A 22,359-nucleotide genomic window follows, 5' to 3' on the forward strand; every position below is an offset into this window, starting at 1 on the left:
TCAGCGGTTGAGCGTCTGCATGGGCGTCCGGGTGAAAGTTTCGATCTCCTCCTGCAGTTCCCGCGCGTCGTCGGCGCGACCGGACTGGCGCAGTGCCTGGTGAACCCGGCGGGCCGAGTGCACGACACCGTTGATCCGACGCTCGGTCGGCAGATCCAGCACCGGTGCGATCGCATCCGCGGCGCCGTCCAGCTCACCGGTGGCGATCCGGCTGATCGCCATCGCCGCGTGGCTGCCGGCGGCGTCGCCGAAGGCCCACTCCGGGTGGTTCTGGTCGGAATAGGCGTCGACGGCCTGCCGCGAGTACCGCTCGGCCTGCTCGCCTTCACCGGGAAGCCACGCCAGCGCGTCGGCCGCGTAGTACAGCTGGCGGTTGCGCCCGAAGGTGCACAGGCCGCCCATGTCGTCGAGGTCGTCGTTCTGGACGTTGTCCCAGGCGTCCTCGGCGCGCTCGAGCGCGGCCCGGGTGGCCTCCGGGTTGCCGAGGGCGGCCCAGGCGCGGGCCTCGCTGACCGGGAGCCAGACGCTGGTGGTGCTGTTCGCCTGCTCGGCATAGCCGGCGCCCAGCTGGGCGTAGCGGACGGAGTCGTGCGGGTTGCCGGCCCAGTACGAGACGAGGGACTGCAGGCCGCGCACCCAGGCGCGCAGGCCGTGGTGGTCGGCGTTGTCGGCGCACAGGAACGCGGTCCGCGCCTGCGTCAACGCCGCATGCGGGTTCCCGAGGTCGTGCGAAGCCTTGGCGAGCAGACCACCGGTCACTCCGCCGAGGAAGTACAGCTGCCGCAGGTGCTCCGGGCGTTGCCGGCTCTCCAGCAGGGCGAAGACCAGGTCCTGCGTCTCCACCAGCTGACCGAGGATCTCCGGCAGAGGGCGCTGCGGGTAGGCCTTCGCGACGTGGCGAACGTCGTCGTACACCTGTTCCATGGCCTCGCTTCCGAGACCGGACTGGGCCGCAAGGGCAAATGCCCTCGCTCGGCTGGCAGCCATGTCGAGAACCTCCATCTCGTTACCTGTCGTGATCCGTCCACCCGGGGCAGCCACCGGCACCATCTGCCCGCCCGCGTGCTGCGGAGCCGCCTGCTCGGGGACGTACGGCGCGAGGAGCTCCTCGACCGGCTTTCCGAACATGCGTTGCAGGGTGCGCCGGGTCTGTGGAGTGGTCCCTGCCCGCTCGCCCGATGCGAGACGCCGCAGGTGCCGCTCGGTGATGGTTCCACCCAGCTCGACGAACTCGGCGACGATCTCGGAGTAGGTCTGGTTCCGGCGCTGGATCAAATGCGCCAGGACCGTCTTAGGCGCCAACCTCGCCGCCATCGTTCCTCCCGTTCACGTCAGAACAGACGTTGTCTCGACTCATGCCCCACGACAAGGTGCTGTCCTCCAGATGTCCGCCAGAGGACCGGAAGAGGTCCGGCAAAGGTCCTCTTCAGGTCCTAGAGCGGTCACGTTGGGCTCGTGCACCATTACTGCCATGACAACCAGTAAGTCCAACTGGTTGCAAGGGCTCAGAGTTACGGGGTGAGAGGTAGTGAGCATCGCGGAAATGACCGCGCGACAGCATCGTCGCCGGGTTCGGGTGTGGTTCGGCGAGCATGTGATCGCCCAGTACGTCGCGGAAGCGCCGCTGGCGGCCCGCTACGAGCAGGCGATGCGGCGCCGTTTCGCCGGCCTGAAGGTCACCAACGACCTGCTCGGTCCGCTCGACAGCACGGACTGATTCAAACAACTGTTTACGCTTCCGGGTCCTCCTCAGACCCGGTCTGCTGCACCCTGGAGTCTCCTCACGTTCAGGGTTCAGCTTTTCTGGAAGGTTCGGGACCCTCCTCAGTTCCGAACGAAACCCAGGTGCGGTCCGGGGCACTCCTCAGCCCCGGACCGCACCGCCCAAAGCCCGGCTGGGCTTGGCGGCTGAGTCCCTGTATCGCCGCCGCCCAGCCGTTCCAACCACCACCTCACCTCCTGGCCGACACCTCGGGCCAGGCCGGGGCTGGGTGTCCTGGGCGGTAGGACACCACCGGTGGTTCCTGACACCTCACCAGGAACCACCCCCCGAGGTGGCCGGCTCCGCTGTGTGACCGCCGCGCCTGGGCGGTCACACAGCGGAGCCTTTGTCATGTCCGATGACATACACGGCGAACGGCGCGTCCGGCTGCACCTCCGGTACGCCGTCCACCCACCCCTCCGCGGTGATCTCTCCCGCATACGTCATCCCGAGCCGCTCCATCACCGCGCGCGAGGCCGTGTTGTGACGCTCGGTGAACGAAATCACCGAGCGTGCCCGCAACGTCCCGAACGCGAACTCCAACCCGGCCCGCCCGATCTCGGTAGCCAACCCCCGCCCCCGCGCCGACTCCACCAAAGCCCACCCCAACTCCAACCGATCAACCGCCCACTCCGCCCCGGCCGCCCCTTCAACCGCCCCGGCTACCCCGTCGGCCGCCCCGAGCAGCTTCTCGATCGCCACGGCCACCGGCGATCCCGCGCTCATCCGCGACAACCCACCCCGCCCGGCGAGCTCCCCACTCGCCCGCTCGTACGCGATCCACTTGCCCACCGAGTCGCGCTCCCAGGCGGCCTGCATCTCCGCCGCCCGCTCCGCAGCCACCTCCGGCGACCACTCCTCGTCGTACCAGTGCGCCACCCACGGATCCGCGAACAGCCGCACGAGGTCCGCTACATGTCCGTCCAGGACCGGACCCGGTCCACTGACCGGCTCGAGCCGCAACCGCTCGGTCAACCGCGCCCGCACGACATGCGCCACGATGTCCCGCAACCGCCGGTCCCCATCGGTCCGCCCGACCATCAGTAACTCCAGGTCGTCCACCCCGACCCACGCCGACGCGTCGTGCTTCCCCACCTCCAACCGCGGTCGCGCCAGGTCCCCGTCAACCACGACCAGGTAGTCGAGCTCTCGCCGTACCCGCCCCTCCCACTCCCATTCCCAGTCCGCGACCACCCCCAGAACCTCGCGAACCACCCACCCCGTCTCCTCCTCAACCTCCCGAGCCAACGCCTCCTCCGGCGTCTCCCCCACCTCGACATGCCCACCGACGATGTCCCAGATCCCCGGCAACAACCGCCGGTCCGCCGACCGCCGATGCACATAGACCCGCCCACGCCCGTCCCGAATCAGCGCACCCACACAGTCCACACTCCGCATCCTCAAAACCTAGACCGCTCATCTGACAGAGTTCCCCCGTGCGGAACAGACCCCTGGTGGCAGGACTCGTGGCGATCAGCCGCTGGAGCAAAGTCGGCACCATCGCGGTGCTCGTCGTGCTGTTGACCTCCGGCGTACTCGGGCACCAGTACGTGAAGCCGTTCGTCCGCTGGCTCGGCGTGGCGGTCGGCCACGACGAGCTAGTACTGCGCGCACTCGGCTGGGCGTGGCTCGGCGTACCACTCGTGGTCATCGCCCTGCTGGTCAGCCTGCGGGTGCGCGTGGCCCCCCGACTGCGGTTGGTCCTCGCGTTCACGGCCCTCGCCCTAGCGGCGTCCTCAGCGATGTTGGTAGGCAGCCGCCGCGGTCAGTCGCAGCAGAAGGTGTTCGGCGACGTCTACCCCGACGCCCAACCACTCGGCTACGGCTGGGGCGCCGCCGGACTCTCCATCTTCGCGATGTTCGTCGTCGCCGCCCTCACCTACATCATCGCCGGCAAGCTAGCCGGCACCCCGCTACCCCATCCAACCCACCAGCGAATCGGCCGAGCGGTCATCGCAATGTGCGTCGTAGTTCTCCTCGGCGGCCTATGGCTAGCCCTGACCGGCCCACTCCCTAACTAGCGGCGAGTGGCTGTTCGGGGATGCGGTTGGGGATGAAGGCTACGGCGACGATGAGGAGTACGGCGGCGGCTGCGGCGCCGTAGAAGACGTCGTGGATGGCTGGGGCCAGTACGGCGGGCGGGAGGTTCTCGAGGTCGGCGTGGGCGCCGCCGAGGCGGGCGGCGATCTCGCCGTTGGCCACCGCGCCGAAGGTGGCGACGCCGACGGCGCTGCCGACCGAGCGGGAGAACATGTTGGCGCCGGTGACCACGCCTCGATGCTGCCAGTCGACCGAGGATTGGGCTGCTACGACGGCCGGTGCCGAGGAGAAGCCGAGGCCGACGCCGATCACGAAGCAGGCGGCGGCGAGTTGCCAGACGCTGCTGGTTGCGCCGACCGTCAGCAGGATGCCGGCGCCGAGTACGACGAACGCCGAACCGAGCAGCATCGTCCAGCGGAACCCGAGCCGCAGGTAGATCCGCCCGGACAGTGACGCGGAGATCGGCCAGCCGATCGTCATCGCGGCCAGCGCGAAGCCGGCGATCAAGGCGGAGGTCCCGAGCACGCCCTGCGCGAAGACCGGCACGTACGTCGACAGTCCCATCATCAGCAGGCCGATGAGGAACGCGGTCGCGTTGGCCGAGTTGAGCACCCGGCGGTTGAGCACCCACGGCGGCAGGATCGGTTCGGCCGCCCGGCGTTCGACCAGGGCGAAGGCGACGATCAGGATGACCGCGACCGTCAGGATCGCGATGCTGACCGGCGAGTCCCAGGCCCACATCACGCCACCCTCGAGCAGACCGAGCAGCAGCAACGAACCACCGACGGCCAGCAGTACGGCGCCCGCGTAGTCGATTTGGTGTTTCGTCTTCTCGGCGGTCTTCTCCTGGAACCGTTTGCGCAGCACGATCGCCGCCGCGACTCCGAGTGGCACGTTCACGAAGAAGATCCAGCGCCAGGAGATGTAGTCGGAGAAGACGCCACCGAGCGTCGGCCCGACGAACGACGAGATCCCCCACACGCTGGCCAAATAGCCCTGGACCTTCGCCCGCTCGGCCACCGTGTAGATATCGCCGATGATCGTCATACCGATCGGCTGGATCGCGCCTGCACCCAGTCCCTGGATCAGCCGGAACGCGATCAGCGCGGGCATGCTCCAGGCGAACCCGCAGAGCACCGACCCGACCACGAACAGCGTGACCCCGAGCAGGATCATCGGCTTCCGCCCGCGCAGATCGGCGAGCTTGCCGTAGATCGGTACCGAGACCGCCTGGGCCAGCAGGTAGATCGAGAACAGCCAAGGGAACTGCGTGAACCCGCCCAGGTCGTCGACCACCGAGGGAACGGCTGTGGCGAGGATGGTCGCGTCGAGGGCGACCAGCCCGGTACTCAGCATCACCGCGAGCAGAATCGGGCCGCGTTCCGACCTCAGCCCGACACTCGCGCGGTCGACCCGCTCAGTAGTCATGACAAAAGCCAACTTACGTGATCGTTGAACAATTCCTGCAGTGCCCATCCACAAGCCGATACAGGCACGGACCGATACGCTCCGGGGCGTGAGGATCCGTGACACCGTGCTGCGTGCCGCCGTGATCGTGCTGACCGCCTCGCTCAGCCTGGTCCTGCTCCCGATCGCCATCAACGTCGGCACCGGCGGTACGGCGCCCGCCTTCCTCACCCCGTACGTCGCCTGGACGTGGCCGGCGATCGGCGTCCTCTGGCTGATTCTCGTGCTCACGGCCTTGGCCGAGGTCCGCAGCCGCCAGCGCCCGGTCATCTCCAGCCGCTCGGCCGACGTACCGCGCAACCGGCAGCTGTTGCTCCGCAGCGTCGACACCTACCTGAACCAGCGGGTCGCCGTCTCCCTCGCGGCCCGCACCCGAGTCGCGCTCGCCCTCGAGGAGCGTCCGTCCGCAGTCGTCCGCCCATACGACCTGTTCGTCCAGCCGATCGACAGCGAACCGCGGCAGCTCCCCGAGAACGCAGCCATCGCCGAGGTCTTCGACGAGCTCCAGGACTCGATGCTGATCCTGGGCGCACCCGGTGCCGGCAAGACGACCCTGCTGCTCAGCCTCGCCCGCACCCTCGCCGAACAGGCCGCGGCCGACGAGCGCGCCCCCATCCCGGTCCTGGTCGACTTGGCGAGCTGGACGGCCGCACCGTCGCACCAGAAGGACGACCACCCGCGTGACACCCCGCTGCTGGCCGGGTTCGTCCGCTGGCTACTGAACGAGCTACGCCTCCGCTACGGCATCCCACCGGCCGTCGGCCGAAGCTGGTTGCTGCGCGGCCATCTGGCGTTGCTCTTCGACGGTCTGGACGAGATCGACCGCGCACACCGCGACAAGCTGGCAGGTGTCCTGCTGGACCTCCAGAAGCACTACACGATCCCCAAGCTCGCCGTCACCTGCCGCACCCACGACTACGAGCAGCTGACCCACCAGCTGATCCTCAACGGCGCAGTACACATCAGACCGCTCACCAGACAACAGGTCCTCGAGTACTTCGAAGCGGTGGGCCCCGAACTCGACGGAGCCCGCGCCGCCATCGAGTACGACGACGAACTGTGGGACCTGGTCACCTCACCCCTGATGCTCAACGTCCTCCTGCTGGCGTACCAAGACCGTGGCCCCGAAGACGTCGCGGCCGACGACCTGGCCGACGTACGGCGGGATCTGTTCGACACGTTCATCGTCGAGGTACTGGCACGGCACCGGTCCACAGAGCGCGAGTACGGCGCCGCTGCCGCCGTCCGCGCGTTGCGAACCCTCGCCTGGCGAACCAGCAAGCGCCGAGGCGCCCAGACCGTGGTGCCGCGCTGGCCCGGTGCCTGGGGCCAGGACGGTCTCATCCATCCAGACGTCGTGTACCTGCTGCACGTGGTCGGACTGCCCGCACTGCTCAGCGGCCTCGTCGCAGGGGCGACTCTGGCAACCACAGCCCAGTACGGCGTCCTCGCCGGCCTGACTGTCGCCGTACCGGCCGTGCTGCTGTCCGCCCGCTGGCCAACGGCCCGAGACGTCCTCTCGTTCCGCACCGGCGATCAACGGCAGCTCGTGGTGCTGCTCCTCGGTCTGCTCCTCGGGGCGTCCGCGAGCGTTGTTCTGCTCGTCGCCGCGATGGGACTGATCGAGCTGCTCCCGGCGGGCATCATCCTGCAAGGTGGCTTCCCGCCTGGCTTCGTGGTCGGGCTGTTCGTCGCGTTGGGGATCCGCACGCTGAGCTTTCCGCCCTCCTGGCCGTACGAGGAGCGGCCGGTGGCGCACTGGCGGCTCGTGCCCTGGGCGCTAGGGGGCGGCCTGGCCGGTCTCGCTCTGGCAGCCGCCCTCGGAGCCGACTTCACCGGACACGACATCGCGGTCCTGCCCGGCCTGCTCTTCGGGCTGGTTGCTGCGGGCCTGTGGCCTGGCCAGACGTCGCGTGCGGGGTGGCTCTACCGGGTGCTCTTCGATGTCCTGCTCTGCTGGAGTGGCGACCTGCCCTGGCGTCGGCGCGCGTTCCTCCAGTACGCCGCCGACCGCTTCGTGCTCGCTCGCACCGCGCCCGGCGAGTACTCGTTCATCCACCTCCTCATCCGCGACCACCTGGCCGAGTGCAACCCGGACGACCTGGCGGCCAAGGTCATCCGGCGGCAGAACCGCTGACGGGCTCGCGGAGCAGGTAGCCCAGCAGGGCGCACGCCAGCGGTAGTGCGATCAGCGTGGTCAGTGCGGTCTGCAATGAGGTGTGTTCGGCCAGGGTGGCGAGGATGGGGGTGCCGATGCCGCCGATGCTGACGGCCAGGCCGAGTGTCATACCGCCAGCGGTACCTACGCGGGTCGGGAGGAAGTCCTGGCCAAGGGTGACGTGCAGCGAGAACGCTATCGCCATGGCGATAGCGGTCAAGGCCAGGAAGCCGAAGAACGCTGGTCCGGGGACGAAGACCAGGGCAGCAATCGCTGGTACGGCGATCGCGTACGACGCCCGCAGGGTCCGGATCCGCCCGAATCGGGTGGCGAACCGGCCACCGAGCAGGGTCCCGAAGGCGCTTGCCGCGAACAGGATGAACAGCGCGATCCCGCCGGTCGTGGCACCGCCGCCGACCCGTTGAGCGGCGTACAGGGCGATGAAGGTGCCGAGCCCGACGAACACGATCGAGCGGCAGACCATGATCACCGACAACCGCAGAAAGGACGGCCAGTCGTCGCGGCCGCTGTGACTGTTGCTAGTAGCAACAAACTCGGCAGAACGGACCGCCAGTCTGGTGATCACCGCACCAGCCAACGCCGGGACGATCAGCACGGGCGTCCACCGCAGTCCACCGGCCGCGACGATCGGTGTCACGAGAGCCGGCGCCAGTGCGAACCCGACGTTCCCGCCGACCGAGAACCAGCTCATCCCGACGTGGCTGCCACCGCTGACCGCCCGCGCCATCCGCGCCGCCTCGGGGTGGTACGCCGCAACCCCGAGCCCCGACAGCGCAGCCGCGAGCCACGCTAGCCAGTAGGCATCGCCGACCCCGATCAACGCGATCCCGAGCCCGGCCGTCGTCATGCTCACCGGGATCAGCCAGGTCAACGGCCGCCGGTCCGTCAACACCCCGAACACCGGCTGCACCACGGACGACAGCAGCGTCGCGGCCAGCGTGATCCCGGAAACAGCGACGTACCCGAGCCCGCGTTCGGCGACCAGGAACGGCACCAGAGCCGGTACGGCGCCTTGGTACACATCGACACACGCATGCCCGGCAGCCATCAGCCCGATCGGTCGAATTCTCCTCACACCAACGATCGTCGACTCTGAGGTGGTTGTCCGGCTTCCGATAAAATGCCAACCTATGCCGGAAATCCGCCACTCTGACGCCTCGACCGGAATCCTGCCGATCCCCGCCGGTGGCGAGGTCGACGCGCACTGGCACGACCAGCACCAGATCGTGTACGCCGGTCAAGGCGTCCTGTCGGTGACCACGGACGCCGGAAGCTGGATCGCCCCAGCCAACCGAGCCATCTGGATCCCAGCCCGCACAGTCCACGAACACCGCGCCTACGGCGACACCGCCCTACACACCATCGGCCTAACCGAGAACCCGCTAGCCCTAGAGGAACCGTCCGCCCTGCTAGTCAGTCCGCTCCTCCGAGAGCTGATCCTCACCTACACCTCCGGAGCGGACGAGGAGGAAGGCGCCGCCCCCGCCGTCCCCGCCGAGCGGGCGCGGTTGCGTGGGGTGCTGCTCGACCAACTCCGCCGCTCATCCCAGCTGCCCACCTACCTGCCCACTCCGCGCGACCCTCGCCTGGCCGCACTCTGCGAACTCCTGCACAACGACCCAGCCGACAACCGCACCCTCACCGAGCTCGGCGCTCACGTTGGCGCGAGTGAGCGCACGCTGAGCCGACTCTGCCGCTCAGACCTCGGCATGACCTTCCCGCAGTGGCGCACGCAGCTCCGGCTGCACACCGCCCTCAGACTGCTCGCAGCCGGCGACTCAGTGACCCGCGTAGCCCACCAAACCGGCTGGGCGTCAACCAGTGCGTTCATCGACACCTTCAAGCGGTCCTTCGGTCACACCCCAGGCGCCAGCAGAGCCTGATCGAGGATGCGGCTCCACTGCCGCACAATCCCGCGCCGCCGCGCACTGTCATCCGACAACAGATCAGCCAGCCCCAGCCCGCGCGCCATGTCCAGCACCCCCTGCACGGTCTCCCGTACGCCGGGAGTCCGCTCCGAAACGTCCAGTACGTCGAGCAGCGCCCGGTGTGCTCGCCGCCCAACCCGCTCTTCCAGCCGAACGATCTGCGCCCGCAGCGCCTCCTCGGTCGACGCCGCAACCCACAAATGCAGCGCAGCCCGGAACAGCGGACCGGTGTACACATCCACGAGCATGCTCACGATCGCCTCAGTCCGCCCCGGCCCACTAGGCAACACAGCAGCCCGTATCTCCGCCAGCCGCACCTCGGTCATGTACTCGACCGCGGCCGCGAACAGATCCGCCCGCGTCGGGAAGTGGTGCTGGGCAGCACCACGCGACACCCCGGCCCGCGCCGCGACCACGGCCACCGTGGTCGCGGCGTACCCGACCTCGGCGAGCGAATCGACCGCGGCCTCCAGCAACCGCTGCCGGGTGGCCCGGCTGCGGTCCTGTTGGGGTGCTCGGAGCGCATCACTCACGGGCGGCCTCGCGCGCTCTGAGCTCACGCCGCAGGATCTTCCCGGAGGCAGCCTTCGGTACCGCCTCGATGAACTCCACCTGCCGCACCTTCTTGTACGGCGCCACCCGTGCGGCGACGTACTCGAGCACGTCGGCCTCGGTCAGCCCCGACCCCGGCATCGGTACGACGAACGCCTTCGGCACCTCGTTGCCTTCCAAAGCGACCCCGATCACCGCCGCATCCGCGATCCGCTCGTCGGTCAGCAGCACAGCCTCCAGCTCGGCCGGCGCCACCTGGTAGCCGTGGTACTTGATCAGCTCCTTGACCCGATCGACGATGTGCAGGTAGCCGCGCGCGTCCATCCGCCCGAGATCGCCGGTGTGCAACCAGCCCTCGCGGTCGATGGTCGCGTCGGTCTCGCCCGGCCGGCCCAGGTACCCCTTCATCACCTGCGGCCCGCGGATCCAGATCTCACCGACCTCGCCGTCCGCAACATCGTTGCCATCAGCACCGACCACGCGCTGCTCGGTGGACGGGAACAGCTTGCCGACCGCACCAGGCGGCGGCTCCGGATCGTCCTGCGGTACGGCGTGCGTCCCCGGCGAGAGCTCGGTCATCCCGTAGCACTGCAGCACCCCGTGCAGTCCGAGCCGCTTCGCACACGCCTCGGCCAACTCCGCGTCCAGCGGAGCCGCGGCGGACGTCAGGTACTTGAGCGCCGACAGGTCCACCCCGTCCACCGCCGGATGCTTCGCCAGTGCCAGCACGATCGGCGGTGCGACGAACGCGCGAGTGATCTTCTGCTCATCGAGCGTGGTCAGGAACTGCTGCAGCTCGAACTTCGGCAGTACGACGACCGTCACGCCGAAGCGGAACGGCAGATTCATCAGCACGGACTGGCCGTAGATGTGGAAGAACGGCAGGATCGCGATGATCCGCTCACCGTCTTCCATCGCGAACGTCGCCTCGGCCTGGACGAGGTTGGTCGCGATGTTCCGATGGGTGAGCATCACACCCTTGGCCGAACCGGTCGTCCCGCTCGAATACGGCAGCACCGCAACATCCTCGGCCGGATTGATCGTGACCGAAGGCTCCGGCGCGGTCGATGCGACCAGCTCCATCACCGAGCGATAGCCCTCGGCCTGGTCGCAGACGAAGATCTCCGTGACGTCCGTGCCCTCGATCGCTGCCGTCGCGGCCGGCAGGAACAGCGAAATTGTCACCAGCAACTTCGCCTTCGAGTCGACGAGTTGCTTGTGCAGTTCATCGGCCGTGTAGAGCGCGTTGACCGTGGTCACGGTCGCGCCCGCGCGGGTGGTGCCGTAGAAGACGACCGGGTAGAGGATCGTGTTCGGGCTGTAGAGCGCGACCACGTCACCCTGGCGGATCCCGAGCTCGGCCAGACCGGCCGCAACTCGGCGCGTCATGTGGTCGAGCTGGGTGTAGCTGATCTCGCGGCCGCTGACCGCGTCCACAAGCGCCGCGCGGTCGCCGTACTCCTGAGCGCGACCGAGCACGGCATCGTGCAGCGGGACATCGACAACCTCGACGGGCGGAAACTCGCTGGTGATGATCATCGGGGCGGCCTCTCTCAGTAGGACTTGGGCAGGCCCAGGCTGTGCTGGGCAACGAAGTTGAGGATCATCTCCCGGCTCACCGGCGCGATCCGGGCCGCGCGCGCCGCCGTCGAGAGCGCAGCGACGCCGTACTCCTTGGTCATACCGTTGCCGCCGAGCGACTGGACCGCCTGGTCGGTGGCGCGGACCGCGACCTCACCCGCGGCGTACTTCGCCATGTTCGCGGCCTCACCCGCGCCCAGGTCGTCGCCGGCGTCGTACAGCGCGGCCGCCTTCTGCATCATCAGGCGGGCCAGTTCGAGCTCGATCTTGACCTGCGCGAGCGGGTGCGCAATCGCCTGGTGAGCGCCGATCGGGGTGTTCCAGACCTGGCGTTCCTTGACGTAGGCGAGCGCCTTGCCGAGTGCGTGCCGGGCGATCCCGATCGCGAACGCCGACGCCATGATCCGCTCCGGGTTCAGCCCCGCGAACAGCTGCATCAGCGCCGCGTCCTCCGACCCGACCAGCGCCTCGCGCGGCAGCTGGACATCATCCAGGAACAGCGTGAACTGCTTGTCCGGGCTGATCAGATCCATCTCGATCTGCTGGAACTCGACCCCGGCCGCGTCGGTCGGCACAACGAACAACGCCGGCTTCAGCTTGCCGGTCCGGGCGTCCTCGGTCCGCCCGACCACCAGCATCGCCTGCGCGACATCCAGTCCGGAGATGAAGACCTTCCGCCCCGACAACGCCCAGCCATCGTCGGTACGGCGGGCAGTCGTGGTGATCTGATGCGAATTCGACCCCGCGTCCGGCTCGGTGATCGCGAACGCCATCGTCGTCGACCCGTCGGCCAGTCCCGGCAACCACTGCTGTTTCTGCTCAGCCGTGCCGAACCGCGTGATCACGGTACCGACGATCGACGACGACACGACCATCATCAGCAGCGGACAACCCGCCGTACCGAGCTCCTCCAGCACGATCGACAGATCGCCCATCCCGCCGCCACCGCCGCCGTACTCCTCCGGGAGATTCACGCCGAGGTAGCCGAGCTTCCCCGCCTCGGCCCACAGCTCGCTGGTGTTCCCGCCGCTGCGCGCCTGCTTGTCGAACCACTCGTAGCCGTACTTCTTCCCCAGCTCGCCGACCGCCTTACGCAGCGCCTGGCGTTCCTCGGACTCTGTATAGAAGCTCATGCTTCCTCCCCAACGACAGCCAGTACGGCGCCGACCTCGACCTGTTGACCCGCTTCGACATTGAGCTCACCGACAACACCGTCAGCCGGCGCGGCGATCGTGTGCTCCATCTTCATCGCCTCCAGCCACAACAGCGGCTGCCCCTGCTTCACCACCTCACCAACCTGCGCCCCGACCCGGATGACCGTCCCCGGCATCGGCGCCACCAACGACCCCGCCGCCACCTGCCGCGAGGGATCCACAAACCGCGGCACCGGAATCAGATTGACCGGCCCCACACAAACCAGCCCGTCGTACGCCGCCACCTCGAACACCCGCCGTACGCCGTCCACCACCAGCACCACCCGATCCGGCGAACTCTCCACCAGCTGAATGTTGCCCGCAACAACCAACCCGTCCCGAGTCAGCCGATACTCAACGTCATAGGTGGTTTCGCCAACCCGATAACTCTTCCGCTGCGGCTGCGAAGCCACATTCCGCCACCCACGAGGCACCCCCACCGGCCCACCCCGCCCAGCCGCATCCGCCAACGCCGCCGCCAACGCGGACAACTCCTCCGAACCACTCGACCCACCGATCCCGTGGGTCCCGAAAAACGCGGTATCGGTATCACCAGCCAGAAACGCCGGATGCCGCAGAATCCAAGCCAGCAACGCCCGGTTGGTCCCCACCCCATGAATCGTCGCCCGCTCCAACACCCCAGCCAGCCGCCGAGCAACGGCGGTCCGATCGGGGCCATAGGCAATCACCTTGGCCAGCATCGAGTCGTAGTAGGGCGAGACGACCGACCCGCTTTCCACACCCGAGTCCACCCGCACACTCGAATCCACTTGGAACTTGTGCAGTACGCCGGTCTGCGGTTGCCAGTCGTGCTGCGGATCCTCGGCGTACAGCCGCACCTCGATCGCGTGTCCCACCGTGGGCGGCGGGTCAGCCGGCAACCGCGCACCGTCCGCGACCGCGATCTGTAGTTCGACCAGATCGAGTCCCGTGGTCTCCTCGGTGACCGGGTGTTCGACCTGAAGCCGCGTGTTCATCTCCAGGAAGTAGAAGTTCCCGTCCTCGTCCGCCAGGAACTCGACCGTCCCCGCACCCACATAGCTGATCGCCGCCGCAGCCTTCCGCGCCGCGTCGAACAGCAACGGCCGCATCGACGGAATCCGCTCCACCAACGGCGACGGCGCCTCTTCAACCACCTTCTGATGCCGCCGCTGGATCGAGCACTCCCGCTCCCCGACCGCCCAGATCGTCCCGTGCTGATCAGCCAGAATCTGCACCTCGATATGCCGCCCACTCGGCAGATACCGCTCGCAGAACACCGTCCCGTCCCCGAACGCCGACAACGCCTCCGCCGACGCCGCCTCGATCTCACCCGGCAGATCCGCGAGCCGCGACACCACCCGCATCCCGCGCCCACCACCACCGGCCGACGCCTTCACCAGCACCGGCAGGTCAGCCTCCGACACCTCCGCCGGCGTCAGCTCGGCCAGCACCGGAACCCCGGCCGCCGCCATCAGCTTCTTCGACTCGATCTTCGACCCCATCGACGAGATCGCGTCCACCGGCGGCCCGATCCACGTCAGCCCCGCCTCGATCACCGCCGCCGCGAACCCCGCGTTCTCCGACAGGAAGCCGTACCCCGGATGCACGGTATCCGCGCCCGCCCGCAGCGCCGCCTCGATCACCAGCTCCCCGCGCAGATACGTCTCACCCGGCGCGTTCCCCGGCAAATGCACCGCCGCATCAGCCTCATCCACGTACGGCGACGCCGCGTCCGCCGTCGAGTAGACGGCAACGGTGGAGAGCCCAAGCGACCGGGCGGTTCGGAACACGCGGCGAGCGATCTCCCCGCGGTTGGCAACAAGCACGGACGTGATCACGCGCGACTCCTGGGCTGGGGTGGACATCGGGCTCACAACCGGAAGACGCCGAAGGACGATGTGCCTTCGACTGGAGCCGAGTGGATGGCGGACAAGCAGATCCCGAGCACAGTCCGCGTATCCCGCGGGTCGATCACACCGTCGTCGTACAGGCGTCCGGAGAGAAACATCGGCAGCGACTCCGCCTCGATCTGACCCTCGACGTACGCGCGCATCTTCGCGTCACCGTCCTCGTCGTACGGCATCCCCTTCGCCTCCGCGGCGGCCCGGGCGACGATCGACAGCACGCCGGCCAGCTGCTGCGGCCCCATCACCGCCGATTTCGCCGACGGCCACGCGAACAGGAACCGTGGATCGAACGCACGACCACACATCCCGTAGTGCCCGGCGCCGTACGAGGCGCCCATCAGGATCGACACATGCGGCACCTTGGAGTTGGCGACCGCGTTGATCATCTGGGCGCCGTGCTTGATGATCCCGCCCTGTTCGTACTCTTGCCCGACCATGTACCCGGTCGTGTTGTGCAAGAAAATCAGCGGAGTATCCGACCGGTTCGCCAGCTGAATGAACTGCGCCGCCTTCTGCGACTCCTCACTGAACAACACCCCGCGCGCATTCGCCAGAATCCCCACCGGATACCCATGCACCGACGCCCACCCGGTCGCCAGCGACGACCCGTACAGCGGCTTGAACTCGTCGAACACCGACCCGTCCACCACCCGAGCGATGACATCCCGAGGATCAAACGGGACCTTCAGATCCCCCGGCACAATGTCGAGCAGCCCATCCGCGTCGTACAAAGGCTCCCGGTACGACGGCGCTGCCGCCGGACCGCGCTTCTTCCAGTTCAACCGCGACACGATCTGTCGCCCGAGCCGGATCGCGTCCTGCTCGTCAACCGCGAAGTAGTCCGCCAGCCCCGACTTCCGGGCGTGCATCGACGCACCACCGAGTGATTCGTCGTCGGCGTCCTCGCCGGTCGCCATCTTGACCAGCGGCGGTCCCGCCAGGAACACCTTCGCGCCACCATCGACCATCACCACGTAGTCGCTCATCCCCGGGATGTACGCACCACCCGCGGTCGAGTTCCCGAACACCAGCGCGATCGTCGGAATCCCCTCGGCCGACAGCCGAGTCAGGTTCCGGAACATCGCGCCACCCGGAATGAAGATCTCCTTCTGCGTCGGCAGATCCGCACCCCCGGACTCGACCAAACTGATCACCGGCAACCGGTTGGCCCGCGCGATCTCGTCCGACCGCAACGCCTTCCGCAACGTCCACGGGTTGCTGGCGCCACCCTTCACGGTCGGATCGTTAGCGGTGATCAAACACTCGACCCCGCAGACCACCCCGATCCCGGTCACCAGACTCGCCCCGACCGTGAAGTCCGACCCCCACCCAGCCAACGGCGACAACTCCAGAAACGCCGAATCCGGATCGATCAGCAACTCGATCCGCTCCCGAGCCAGCAACTTCCCGCGCTTGTGGTGCCGAGCGACGTACTTCTCCCCACCCCCCGCCAACGCCTTACCGTGCTCAATCTCCAGCGCCGCCAACTTCGCAAGCATCGCCGAGCGATTGACGTCCGAAGGATCGGAGGGCGTGGTCGGCGTGTTTTCGGACGTTGTGGTCATGCGGTGAACCCCAGTCGTTTGGCGGCCAGGCCGGTGAGGATCTCGGTGGCGCCGCCGCCGATGCCGAGGATGCGTTGGTCGCGGTACTGGCGCTCGATCTCGGACTCGCGCATGTACCCGAGCCCGCCGTGCAGTTGGAGCGCTTGGTCGCACACCCACTGGCCGGTCTCGACCGCGGTGTTCTTCGCGAAACACGTCTCCGCGATCACGTCGTCGCCACGCTCGGCCCGCTCCGCGACATGGTGCACGTACACGCGCGCGACGTCGATCCGGCGAGCCATCTCGGTCAGCGTGTGCTGAACTGTCTGCCGCGAGATCAACGGCCGCCCGAACGTCTCCCGATCCCGGCACCACTGCACGGTGAGGTCGAGCGCGCGCTGCGCGCCGGCGTACGCCTGGACGGCGAGCGTGAGTCGCTCGGCCACGAAGTTCACCGCCAGCTGGACGAATCCTGAACCCGGCGCGCCGACGAGGTTCTGCACCGGTACCCGGGCGTCGGTGAAGCTCAGTTCAGCAGTGTCCGAGCAGAGCCAGCCCATCTTCTCCAGCTTGCGCGACACCTCGAACATCCCGCGTTCCAGCACCAACAGGCTGACCCCGTGCGCACCCGCACCCTCCGTGCGGACGGCCGTGGTGACGAAGTCCGCGCGGACCCCTGAGGTGATGTACGTCTTGGCGCCGTTCACCACGAACACATCACCCTCGCGGCGCGCGGTCGTCCGGATCGAGGCGACATCGGACCCACCACCAGGCTCGGTGATCGCGAGCGCCCCGATCAGCTCCCCTTCGAGCGTCGGTCGCACCCACCGGTCGATCTGCTCTTGATTGCCCGCAGCAACGATATGCGGTACGGCGATCCCACACGTCAGCAGCGATGCGACCAGTCCACCGGATCCACCGGCGTAATGCATCTCCTCGACCACCGCGAGCATGTCGTGCAGCGACCCGCCGCCACCACCGACCGCCTCCGGAAACGCCACCCCGAGCAACCCGGGCTGACCGGCCTTCTTGTGCAGCTCTCGCGGCAGTTCGCCGTCCCGCTCCCACTGATCCAGCTGCGGCAACACCTCCGCCGCCATGAACCGCCGCACGCTCTCCCTCAGTGCCAATTGTTCGGCGTTCACAGCAACATCTCCGGGATGTCGACATATCGAGAACGCAGCCATTCGCCGACCGCCTTGGCCTGCGGATCGAACCGCGCCTGCGCGGCGACCCCCTCACCCAGCAACCCCTCGACGACGAAGTTCATCGCGAGCAGATTGGGCAGCAAGTACCGCGTCACACTCAGCGACGCAGTCTCCGGTAGCAGCTCCTGGAACAGCTCGACAGTCAGCGTGTGCGCCAACCACCGCCACGCCTTCTCGTCGCGCACCCACACCCCGACGTTCGCGTCGCCGCCCTTGTCGCCGGACCGCGCACCCACGAGCCGCCCGAGCGGGACCTCCCGCGTCCGCGGCCGGCCGGTCGACGCCAGCGACGGCAGCGGGATCGGCAGTCCCGCATCCTCAGCCGGTGTCAGCGGCTGCGTCTCCGCCGCGGGTTCGATGACCACCCGCACCCCGTCGGGCAGTACGACGACGTGCTCGACCTCGTGAATGTCGACGTACCCGGCCTGGAAGACGCCGTACGGCGATCCATCGCCCGGCGGAGCGACTGCGTGGAACCCGGGGTAACTCGACAACGCCAGCTCGACCGCCGCACTGGAGAACGCGCGCCCGACCACCTTCGGATCCGGGTCCTTCACCGCGCAACGGAGGAAGACGCTGGCCTCCTCCTCGGAGTCCGCGTTCGGCTTCTCGGTCCAGGCCAGCGTCCACTGCATCTCCGCCGGCTGCTTCGCGAGCCCACGCTCAAGCTGCGCCTTGACCAGCTCGGCCTTCTCCTCGAGCTGCAGTCCGGTCAGCACGAAGTTCACCTCGTTGCGGAACCCGCCCACGCTGTTCAACGACACCTTGTACGTCGGCGGCGGAGCCTCACCACGAACCCCACTGATCCTGACCCGGTCGGCGCCGTCGTCGCTGAGCTCGATCGTGTCGAGCCGCGTGGTCACGTCCGGACCGGCGTACCGAGCACCGGTGATCTCGTACAGCAACTGCGCCTTGATCGTGTCGATCGTGACCGCGCCACCGGTCTTGTCGTGTTTGGTGATCACGCTGCTGCCGTCCGCATGAATCTCCGCGATCGGGAAGCCCGGCCGACCGAGATCGCGGATCTCACTGAAGAACGAGTAGTTGCCGCCGGTCGCCTGACAACCGCACTCGATCACATGCCCGGCGACGACCGCGCCCGCCAGCTCGTCGTACTGGTTCCGCTTCCACCCGTGGTGCGCGGCCGCGGGCCCGACGATCACCGACGCATCGGTGACACGACCAGTCACGACGACATCGGCCCCGGCCTGCAGTGCCTCGGCAATTCCCCAGGCCCCGAGATAGGCGTTCGCCGTCAACGGCGTGCCCAGGTCGAGCTCCGCGGCACGGGCGAGCAGATCGTCACCTTCGACGTACGCGATCTTCGGGTGCAGACCGAGCCGGTCCGCGAGTTCTTGGATCGCTTGCGCGAGGCCGGCCGGGTTCAGTCCACCGGCATTGCTGACGATCTTCACGCCCCGATCGAGCGCTTCGCCGAGTCCTGTCTCGAGCTGCTTGAGGAACGTCCGCGCATACCCGAGCGACGGATCCTTCAGCCGATCCCGCCCAAGGATCAACATCGTCAACTCAGCCAGGTAGTCCCCGGTCAACACATCCAGCGGCCCACCAGTCAACATCTCCTGCACAGCACTAAACCGGTCCCCGTAGAACCCAGAAGCATTCCCAATCCGAATGGGCGCGCTCACGTGAACTGCCCCGGCTGTCGACCCTTACCTGGCAACCCCGCGAACGCCTGCACGATCCCCAGCCACTCGTCGGCATCCGCACCTTCGGCGACCACGGCCAGGTCGTCGCGATGCCGACGCTGCGTCGCCAGCAAGCAGAAGTCCAGGGCCGGTCCGCTCACCCGCTGCGCCGCATCCTCCGGACCCCAGCTCCACACATCCCCATCCGGCCCGACCAGCTCGACCCGAATCTCGACGTCCGGCGCCCTCCGCCCATGCAGCAAGTACGCGAACCCACGCGTCCGCACCGCCAAGTGCGCAACATGCCGCAGTCGATTACTCGGCGGCCGCCGCACCCCCAGCGCATCAGCCACATCCTGCCCATGCGCCCACGTCTCCATCAGCCGCGCAGTCGCCATCGAGGTAGCACTCATCGGCGGCCCAAACCACGGAATCTTCTCCCCAGCCGGCACCCCCTTCAGCGCCTCCGCCAGGTCCGCCCGCGACTCCCGCCAAAGGACCAGCAACTGATCCGGCGGCAACGCAGCACCCTCAGCCGCCGCATCATCGACGTACCCAGTCGGATTGGTCGCCCCGACCTTCACCAACTCCGCGAACCCATCCGGCTCCGCCGCAGCCAACCGCGCCGCCTCATCCGTCCACGCCAGATGCGCAATCTGATGCGCGATCGTCCATCCGTCGGCCGGCGTCGCCTGAGACCACTCGTCGGCGGCCAAACCACCGACCAGCCGATCCAGCTCAGCACTCTCGGCCCACAGATCCGCCAGCACTTCGTCCACATGCACGCCGCACTCCCAGGGGGTGGAGATCGTGCCACCGAGACTGACACGGTCAGCAAAAAGAATCAAGCGTGCTTGTTTTCCGGGGTGAGAGACTTTGGGGATGGCAACCGTGCTCAACCGTGAGGCTGCGTACGCGGTGGCTGAAGCGGTAGCCGTGAGGCTCGGTGCCGAGACGGCGGGCCTGAAACTACTCGGACCGATTGCCGACAACGCGGTCTTCCGGCTGCCAGGTGGGGTAGTGGCGCGGATCTCGAGTCCGGCGTCCTACGAACGCGCCGCTCATGAGGTCCGGATCGGGGGGTGGCTGGCGGCTCACGGCGTACCTGCGGTGCGACCGCTCGAGGTAGCCGACCTGCCATGGTCGGTGGCCGGCCAGGTGGTCACGCTGTGGCATGAAGTCCCCGACGCCTCGATGGCAAGTACGGCGGAACTCGCCGAGCTGCTCCGAAGACTGCACGCGCTGCCGGTGCCGTCGGACTTCGGCCTCCCGACCCTCGATCCATTCGTCCGGGTGGAGGAGCATCTTGCGGCCGCTGCCGGGGCTCTCGAGGTGACAGACCGACAGTTCCTTGTGGACCAATTGGATGTGCTCCGGCCGGCCTATGCGGATGCTGCGGCAGGGCTCCCGGTCTGCGTCATCCACGGCGACGCCAACCGGAAGAACGCGATCCGCGGTCGCGAGGGCATCGCCGTACTGCTGGATCTCGAGCGATCCAGTCTGGGGCCCCGCGAATGGGACCTGGTCGTACCGGCCGTCTACCAGCGGCTCGGCTGGTACTCCGACCCCGAGTACGACGCTTTCGTCGACGCCTACGGATGGGACATCCGGGCCTGGGACGGGTTCGCCGTCTTCGCCGCCATCCGCGAGTTCCGGATGACTGCGTGGCTCGTCAGCAGGCTGGCCCGCGAGCCGCGACTGGCTGCAGAAGCAGGCCGGCGCATCGCCTCCCTGCGCAATCCCGACTCCCCGAGAGCTTGGACCCCAGGCGTCTGAGAGCTCACGATGCGTCGCGCAATAGATCTCTCGCGCGCTGACGGAACTCCACGATCGACCGTTGCTGTCCGAAGCCCTCCAGTCCACGGTCGAAGGTCCGCACATATCGCCGGACCCGCGCGGACTTGATCCGGCCCGCGGCAGCCAGCGCTTCTCCGGCTGTCGTGCATGCCTGCGGTACGTCGCCCGCGTCGAGGTAGGCGGTTGCGAGAGTGATCCGGCAGAACGTGCGACTGCGCGGATGGGGATCGCCTGCTTGCCCGAGCGCAGCGTGCGCATGGTGCTCGGCCTCGCGAGGGGAACGAAGGGCAGTGAAGCAGTGTGCCAGTTCGTCGTGGAGCTCCGCCTGATCGAAATAGGCGATCCAGTCCGGCTCGTCGTCAGCACTCTTCGCGAAGTTCTGTTCAGCCTCGCGCATCATCCGAAGGCAGGCGCGCTTGTCTCCCATGCTCGCCAGGCCGCGTGCTTCCATGGCGGCGTACATCGAACGAGCCTTGGGAGTGGCAGCCGTTCCCGCTCCGAGAGTCGCGGCCCGCGCGAGATCGACTGCCTCCCGGTACTCACCGAGGTAATTGGCTTGATGGCTCATCAACGCGAGAACCTTTCCGCCCAGCGGTCGGTCGCCGGCGGTGTGGGCAAGGTTCAAAGCCTGGACGAAGTAGCGACGAGCTAGTCCGTGCAGGCCGACGTCGTACGCCATCGCGCCAGTCTTGTAGGTGAACTGCGCCGCCACCGCGAACAGGTCGCGGCCGATCGCGTCGCTGTAGGTCGCATGCAGCAACGGGGTGACCGCGTCGTTGAGGTACTGAACGGCGGCCGTGCGAGCATGCCCGCCGCCGAACTGATGATCGAGCTGCTCGAACATCCGCACGGTCGCGCGCACGGCGGAGACATCGTCCGAACCGACCCGACGGGTCCCTTGCTTGCGAAATGGTGGATCGGTCGGCGGAGAAACCAGCCACCGGGCCATCGGTGTGGTCAGAGCACCCGCCGTCACTGCCATCCGAAGGAAGTCCGCGCGTCGTAGGTCTTCGGTCCAGAGCGTGCGAGCAGTACGGATCGTTGCGTCGCGGGACTCCGCAAACGAGAGGCCGAGTGTCAGCGGTTGCCCGGACGTGAATCCCAGATCACTCAACGACAATGCGCGTCCGAGTCGCCGCCCGAGCGCCTCGGCGATCAGCACCGGCTTGGCGCCGCGGGGCACCATTCCCCGCAACCAGCGGCCGACGTCGACGTGATCGCACCGGACGTCCTGAAGCCCCCGAGCCGCTGCAAGCTCCCGGATGTCGCGTGCCAAAGCACTGCGTGAGCACTGCGCCTCCGCCAGCAGTTCGGCGAACAACTCGTTGGGCGAATTCATCCTGCCTCTTCAGAACCCTCGAACCGGTCTACCCACAGTAATCGGCGGACTGCAGATCGGACAGGCGTGCCCGGTGGCGGGTCACCGAGAAGTGCACAGCTTCTGCACGGGTCGCTGCGGAGTGCACGGGCTATGCATCTGCCCACCGACTGTGCTTGCGGCTGAGATGAGGACATCCCCCGATCGACGGGGCCGGCGCTGTGAATTCCCTGCGACCGGCGTCGGCTCCGTCCA

General features: G+C 67.9%; 18 protein-coding genes. 5 read left to right on the forward strand and 13 right to left on the reverse strand.

Going from position 1 to position 22,359, the window contains the following annotated elements:
* Positions 1 to 1,314: an NsdA family TPR-like regulatory protein gene (locus tag ABD231_RS33140; RefSeq protein ID WP_344160971.1), complete on the reverse strand. Its 1,314-nt coding sequence runs from the start codon at positions 1,312 to 1,314 to the stop codon at positions 1 to 3.
* 214 nt (positions 1,315 to 1,528) lie between these two features.
* Here ABD231_RS33140 and ABD231_RS33145 point away from each other — a divergent pair, with 214 nt between their 5' ends.
* Positions 1,529 to 1,717 (forward strand): hypothetical protein, encoded by a 189-nt coding sequence (locus ABD231_RS33145; protein WP_344161724.1) that lies wholly within the window; start codon positions 1,529 to 1,531, stop codon positions 1,715 to 1,717.
* A 375-nt stretch (positions 1,718 to 2,092) separates the two neighbouring features.
* On the opposite strand, the gene ABD231_RS33150 is transcribed toward ABD231_RS33145, so the two are convergent.
* Entirely contained in the window at positions 2,093 to 3,160 is a 1,068-nt protein-coding gene (locus tag ABD231_RS33150; RefSeq protein ID WP_344160974.1) for a GNAT family N-acetyltransferase, read from the reverse strand.
* A 38-nt stretch (positions 3,161 to 3,198) separates the two neighbouring features.
* Here ABD231_RS33150 and ABD231_RS33155 point away from each other — a divergent pair, with 38 nt between their 5' ends.
* Positions 3,199 to 3,783: a hypothetical protein gene (locus ABD231_RS33155; RefSeq protein ID WP_344160977.1), complete on the forward strand. Its 585-nt coding sequence runs from the start codon at positions 3,199 to 3,201 to the stop codon at positions 3,781 to 3,783.
* On the opposite strand, the gene ABD231_RS33160 is transcribed toward ABD231_RS33155, so the two are convergent.
* Entirely contained in the window at positions 3,776 to 5,230 is a 1,455-nt protein-coding gene (locus ABD231_RS33160) for an MDR family MFS transporter (RefSeq protein WP_344160980.1), read from the reverse strand. The two genes, ABD231_RS33155 and ABD231_RS33160, sit on opposite strands and share 8 nt — an antisense overlap.
* Positions 5,231 to 5,318: 88 nt before the next feature.
* Between ABD231_RS33160 and ABD231_RS33165 the strand changes: the two genes are divergently transcribed.
* Complete coding sequence (locus ABD231_RS33165) at positions 5,319 to 7,406, forward strand: NACHT domain-containing protein (RefSeq protein ID WP_344160983.1); 2,088 nt, start codon at positions 5,319 to 5,321, stop codon at positions 7,404 to 7,406.
* Here ABD231_RS33165 and ABD231_RS33170 read toward each other — a convergent pair.
* Positions 7,384 to 8,523, reverse strand: a complete 1,140-nt coding sequence (locus tag ABD231_RS33170) for an MFS transporter (RefSeq protein WP_344160986.1) — start codon at positions 8,521 to 8,523, stop codon at positions 7,384 to 7,386. The genes ABD231_RS33165 and ABD231_RS33170 overlap by 23 nt on opposite strands.
* Before the next feature lie 55 nt (positions 8,524 to 8,578).
* On the opposite strand from ABD231_RS33170, the gene ABD231_RS33175 reads away from it, so the two are divergent.
* Positions 8,579 to 9,331: an AraC family transcriptional regulator gene (locus ABD231_RS33175; RefSeq protein ID WP_344160989.1), complete on the forward strand. Its 753-nt coding sequence runs from the start codon at positions 8,579 to 8,581 to the stop codon at positions 9,329 to 9,331.
* Here ABD231_RS33175 and ABD231_RS33180 read toward each other — a convergent pair.
* The 8 genes from ABD231_RS33180 to ABD231_RS33215 form a co-directional block, all read right to left on the reverse strand.
* Positions 9,304 to 9,909 (reverse strand): TetR family transcriptional regulator, encoded by a 606-nt coding sequence (locus ABD231_RS33180; RefSeq protein WP_344160992.1) that lies wholly within the window; start codon positions 9,907 to 9,909, stop codon positions 9,304 to 9,306. The genes ABD231_RS33175 and ABD231_RS33180 overlap by 28 nt on opposite strands.
* Positions 9,902 to 11,467, reverse strand: coding sequence for an AMP-binding protein (locus tag ABD231_RS33185; RefSeq protein WP_344160995.1), 1,566 nt, complete (start codon positions 11,465 to 11,467; stop codon positions 9,902 to 9,904). The genes ABD231_RS33180 and ABD231_RS33185 overlap by 8 nt, the downstream gene beginning before the upstream one ends.
* Positions 11,468 to 11,481: 14 nt before the next feature.
* The gene (locus ABD231_RS33190; RefSeq protein ID WP_344160998.1) at positions 11,482 to 12,642 is read right to left on the reverse strand and encodes an acyl-CoA dehydrogenase family protein; all 1,161 of its coding nucleotides are present in this window, start codon (positions 12,640 to 12,642) and stop codon (positions 11,482 to 11,484) included.
* Positions 12,639 to 14,522, reverse strand: a complete 1,884-nt coding sequence (locus ABD231_RS33195) for an ATP-binding protein (RefSeq protein ID WP_344161001.1) — start codon at positions 14,520 to 14,522, stop codon at positions 12,639 to 12,641. The genes ABD231_RS33190 and ABD231_RS33195 overlap by 4 nt, the downstream gene beginning before the upstream one ends.
* 32 nt (positions 14,523 to 14,554) lie before the next feature.
* The gene (locus ABD231_RS33200; protein WP_344161697.1) at positions 14,555 to 16,090 is read right to left on the reverse strand and encodes an acyl-CoA carboxylase subunit beta; all 1,536 of its coding nucleotides are present in this window, start codon (positions 16,088 to 16,090) and stop codon (positions 14,555 to 14,557) included.
* Positions 16,091 to 16,152: 62 nt separating this feature from the next.
* A complete protein-coding gene (locus ABD231_RS33205; protein WP_344161004.1) occupies positions 16,153 to 17,322 on the reverse strand; it encodes an acyl-CoA dehydrogenase family protein in 1,170 nt (389 codons plus the stop codon).
* Positions 17,277 to 18,989, reverse strand: coding sequence for an acyclic terpene utilization AtuA family protein (locus ABD231_RS33210; protein ID WP_344161008.1), 1,713 nt, complete (start codon positions 18,987 to 18,989; stop codon positions 17,277 to 17,279). Before ABD231_RS33210 ends, ABD231_RS33205 begins: the two co-directional genes overlap by 46 nt.
* Positions 18,986 to 19,774, reverse strand: coding sequence for a TIGR03084 family metal-binding protein (locus ABD231_RS33215; RefSeq protein WP_344161011.1), 789 nt, complete (start codon positions 19,772 to 19,774; stop codon positions 18,986 to 18,988). The genes ABD231_RS33210 and ABD231_RS33215 overlap by 4 nt, the downstream gene beginning before the upstream one ends.
* A 97-nt stretch (positions 19,775 to 19,871) precedes the next feature.
* Between ABD231_RS33215 and ABD231_RS33220 the strand changes: the two genes are divergently transcribed.
* On the forward strand, positions 19,872 to 20,765 hold the full coding sequence (locus ABD231_RS33220) for a phosphotransferase family protein (protein WP_344161014.1): 894 nt from the start codon (positions 19,872 to 19,874) through the stop codon (positions 20,763 to 20,765).
* 4 nt (positions 20,766 to 20,769) lie between these two features.
* Here the strand turns inward: ABD231_RS33220 and ABD231_RS33225 are convergent, their stop codons facing one another.
* On the reverse strand, positions 20,770 to 22,125 hold the full coding sequence (locus tag ABD231_RS33225; RefSeq protein WP_344161017.1) for an NsdA family TPR-like regulatory protein: 1,356 nt from the start codon (positions 22,123 to 22,125) through the stop codon (positions 20,770 to 20,772).
* Between the last annotated feature and the right edge of the window lie 234 nt (positions 22,126 to 22,359).

The sequence above is a fragment of the Kribbella yunnanensis genome, from assembly GCF_039529655.1.
GTDB lineage: Bacteria > Actinomycetota > Actinomycetes > Propionibacteriales > Kribbellaceae > Kribbella > Kribbella yunnanensis.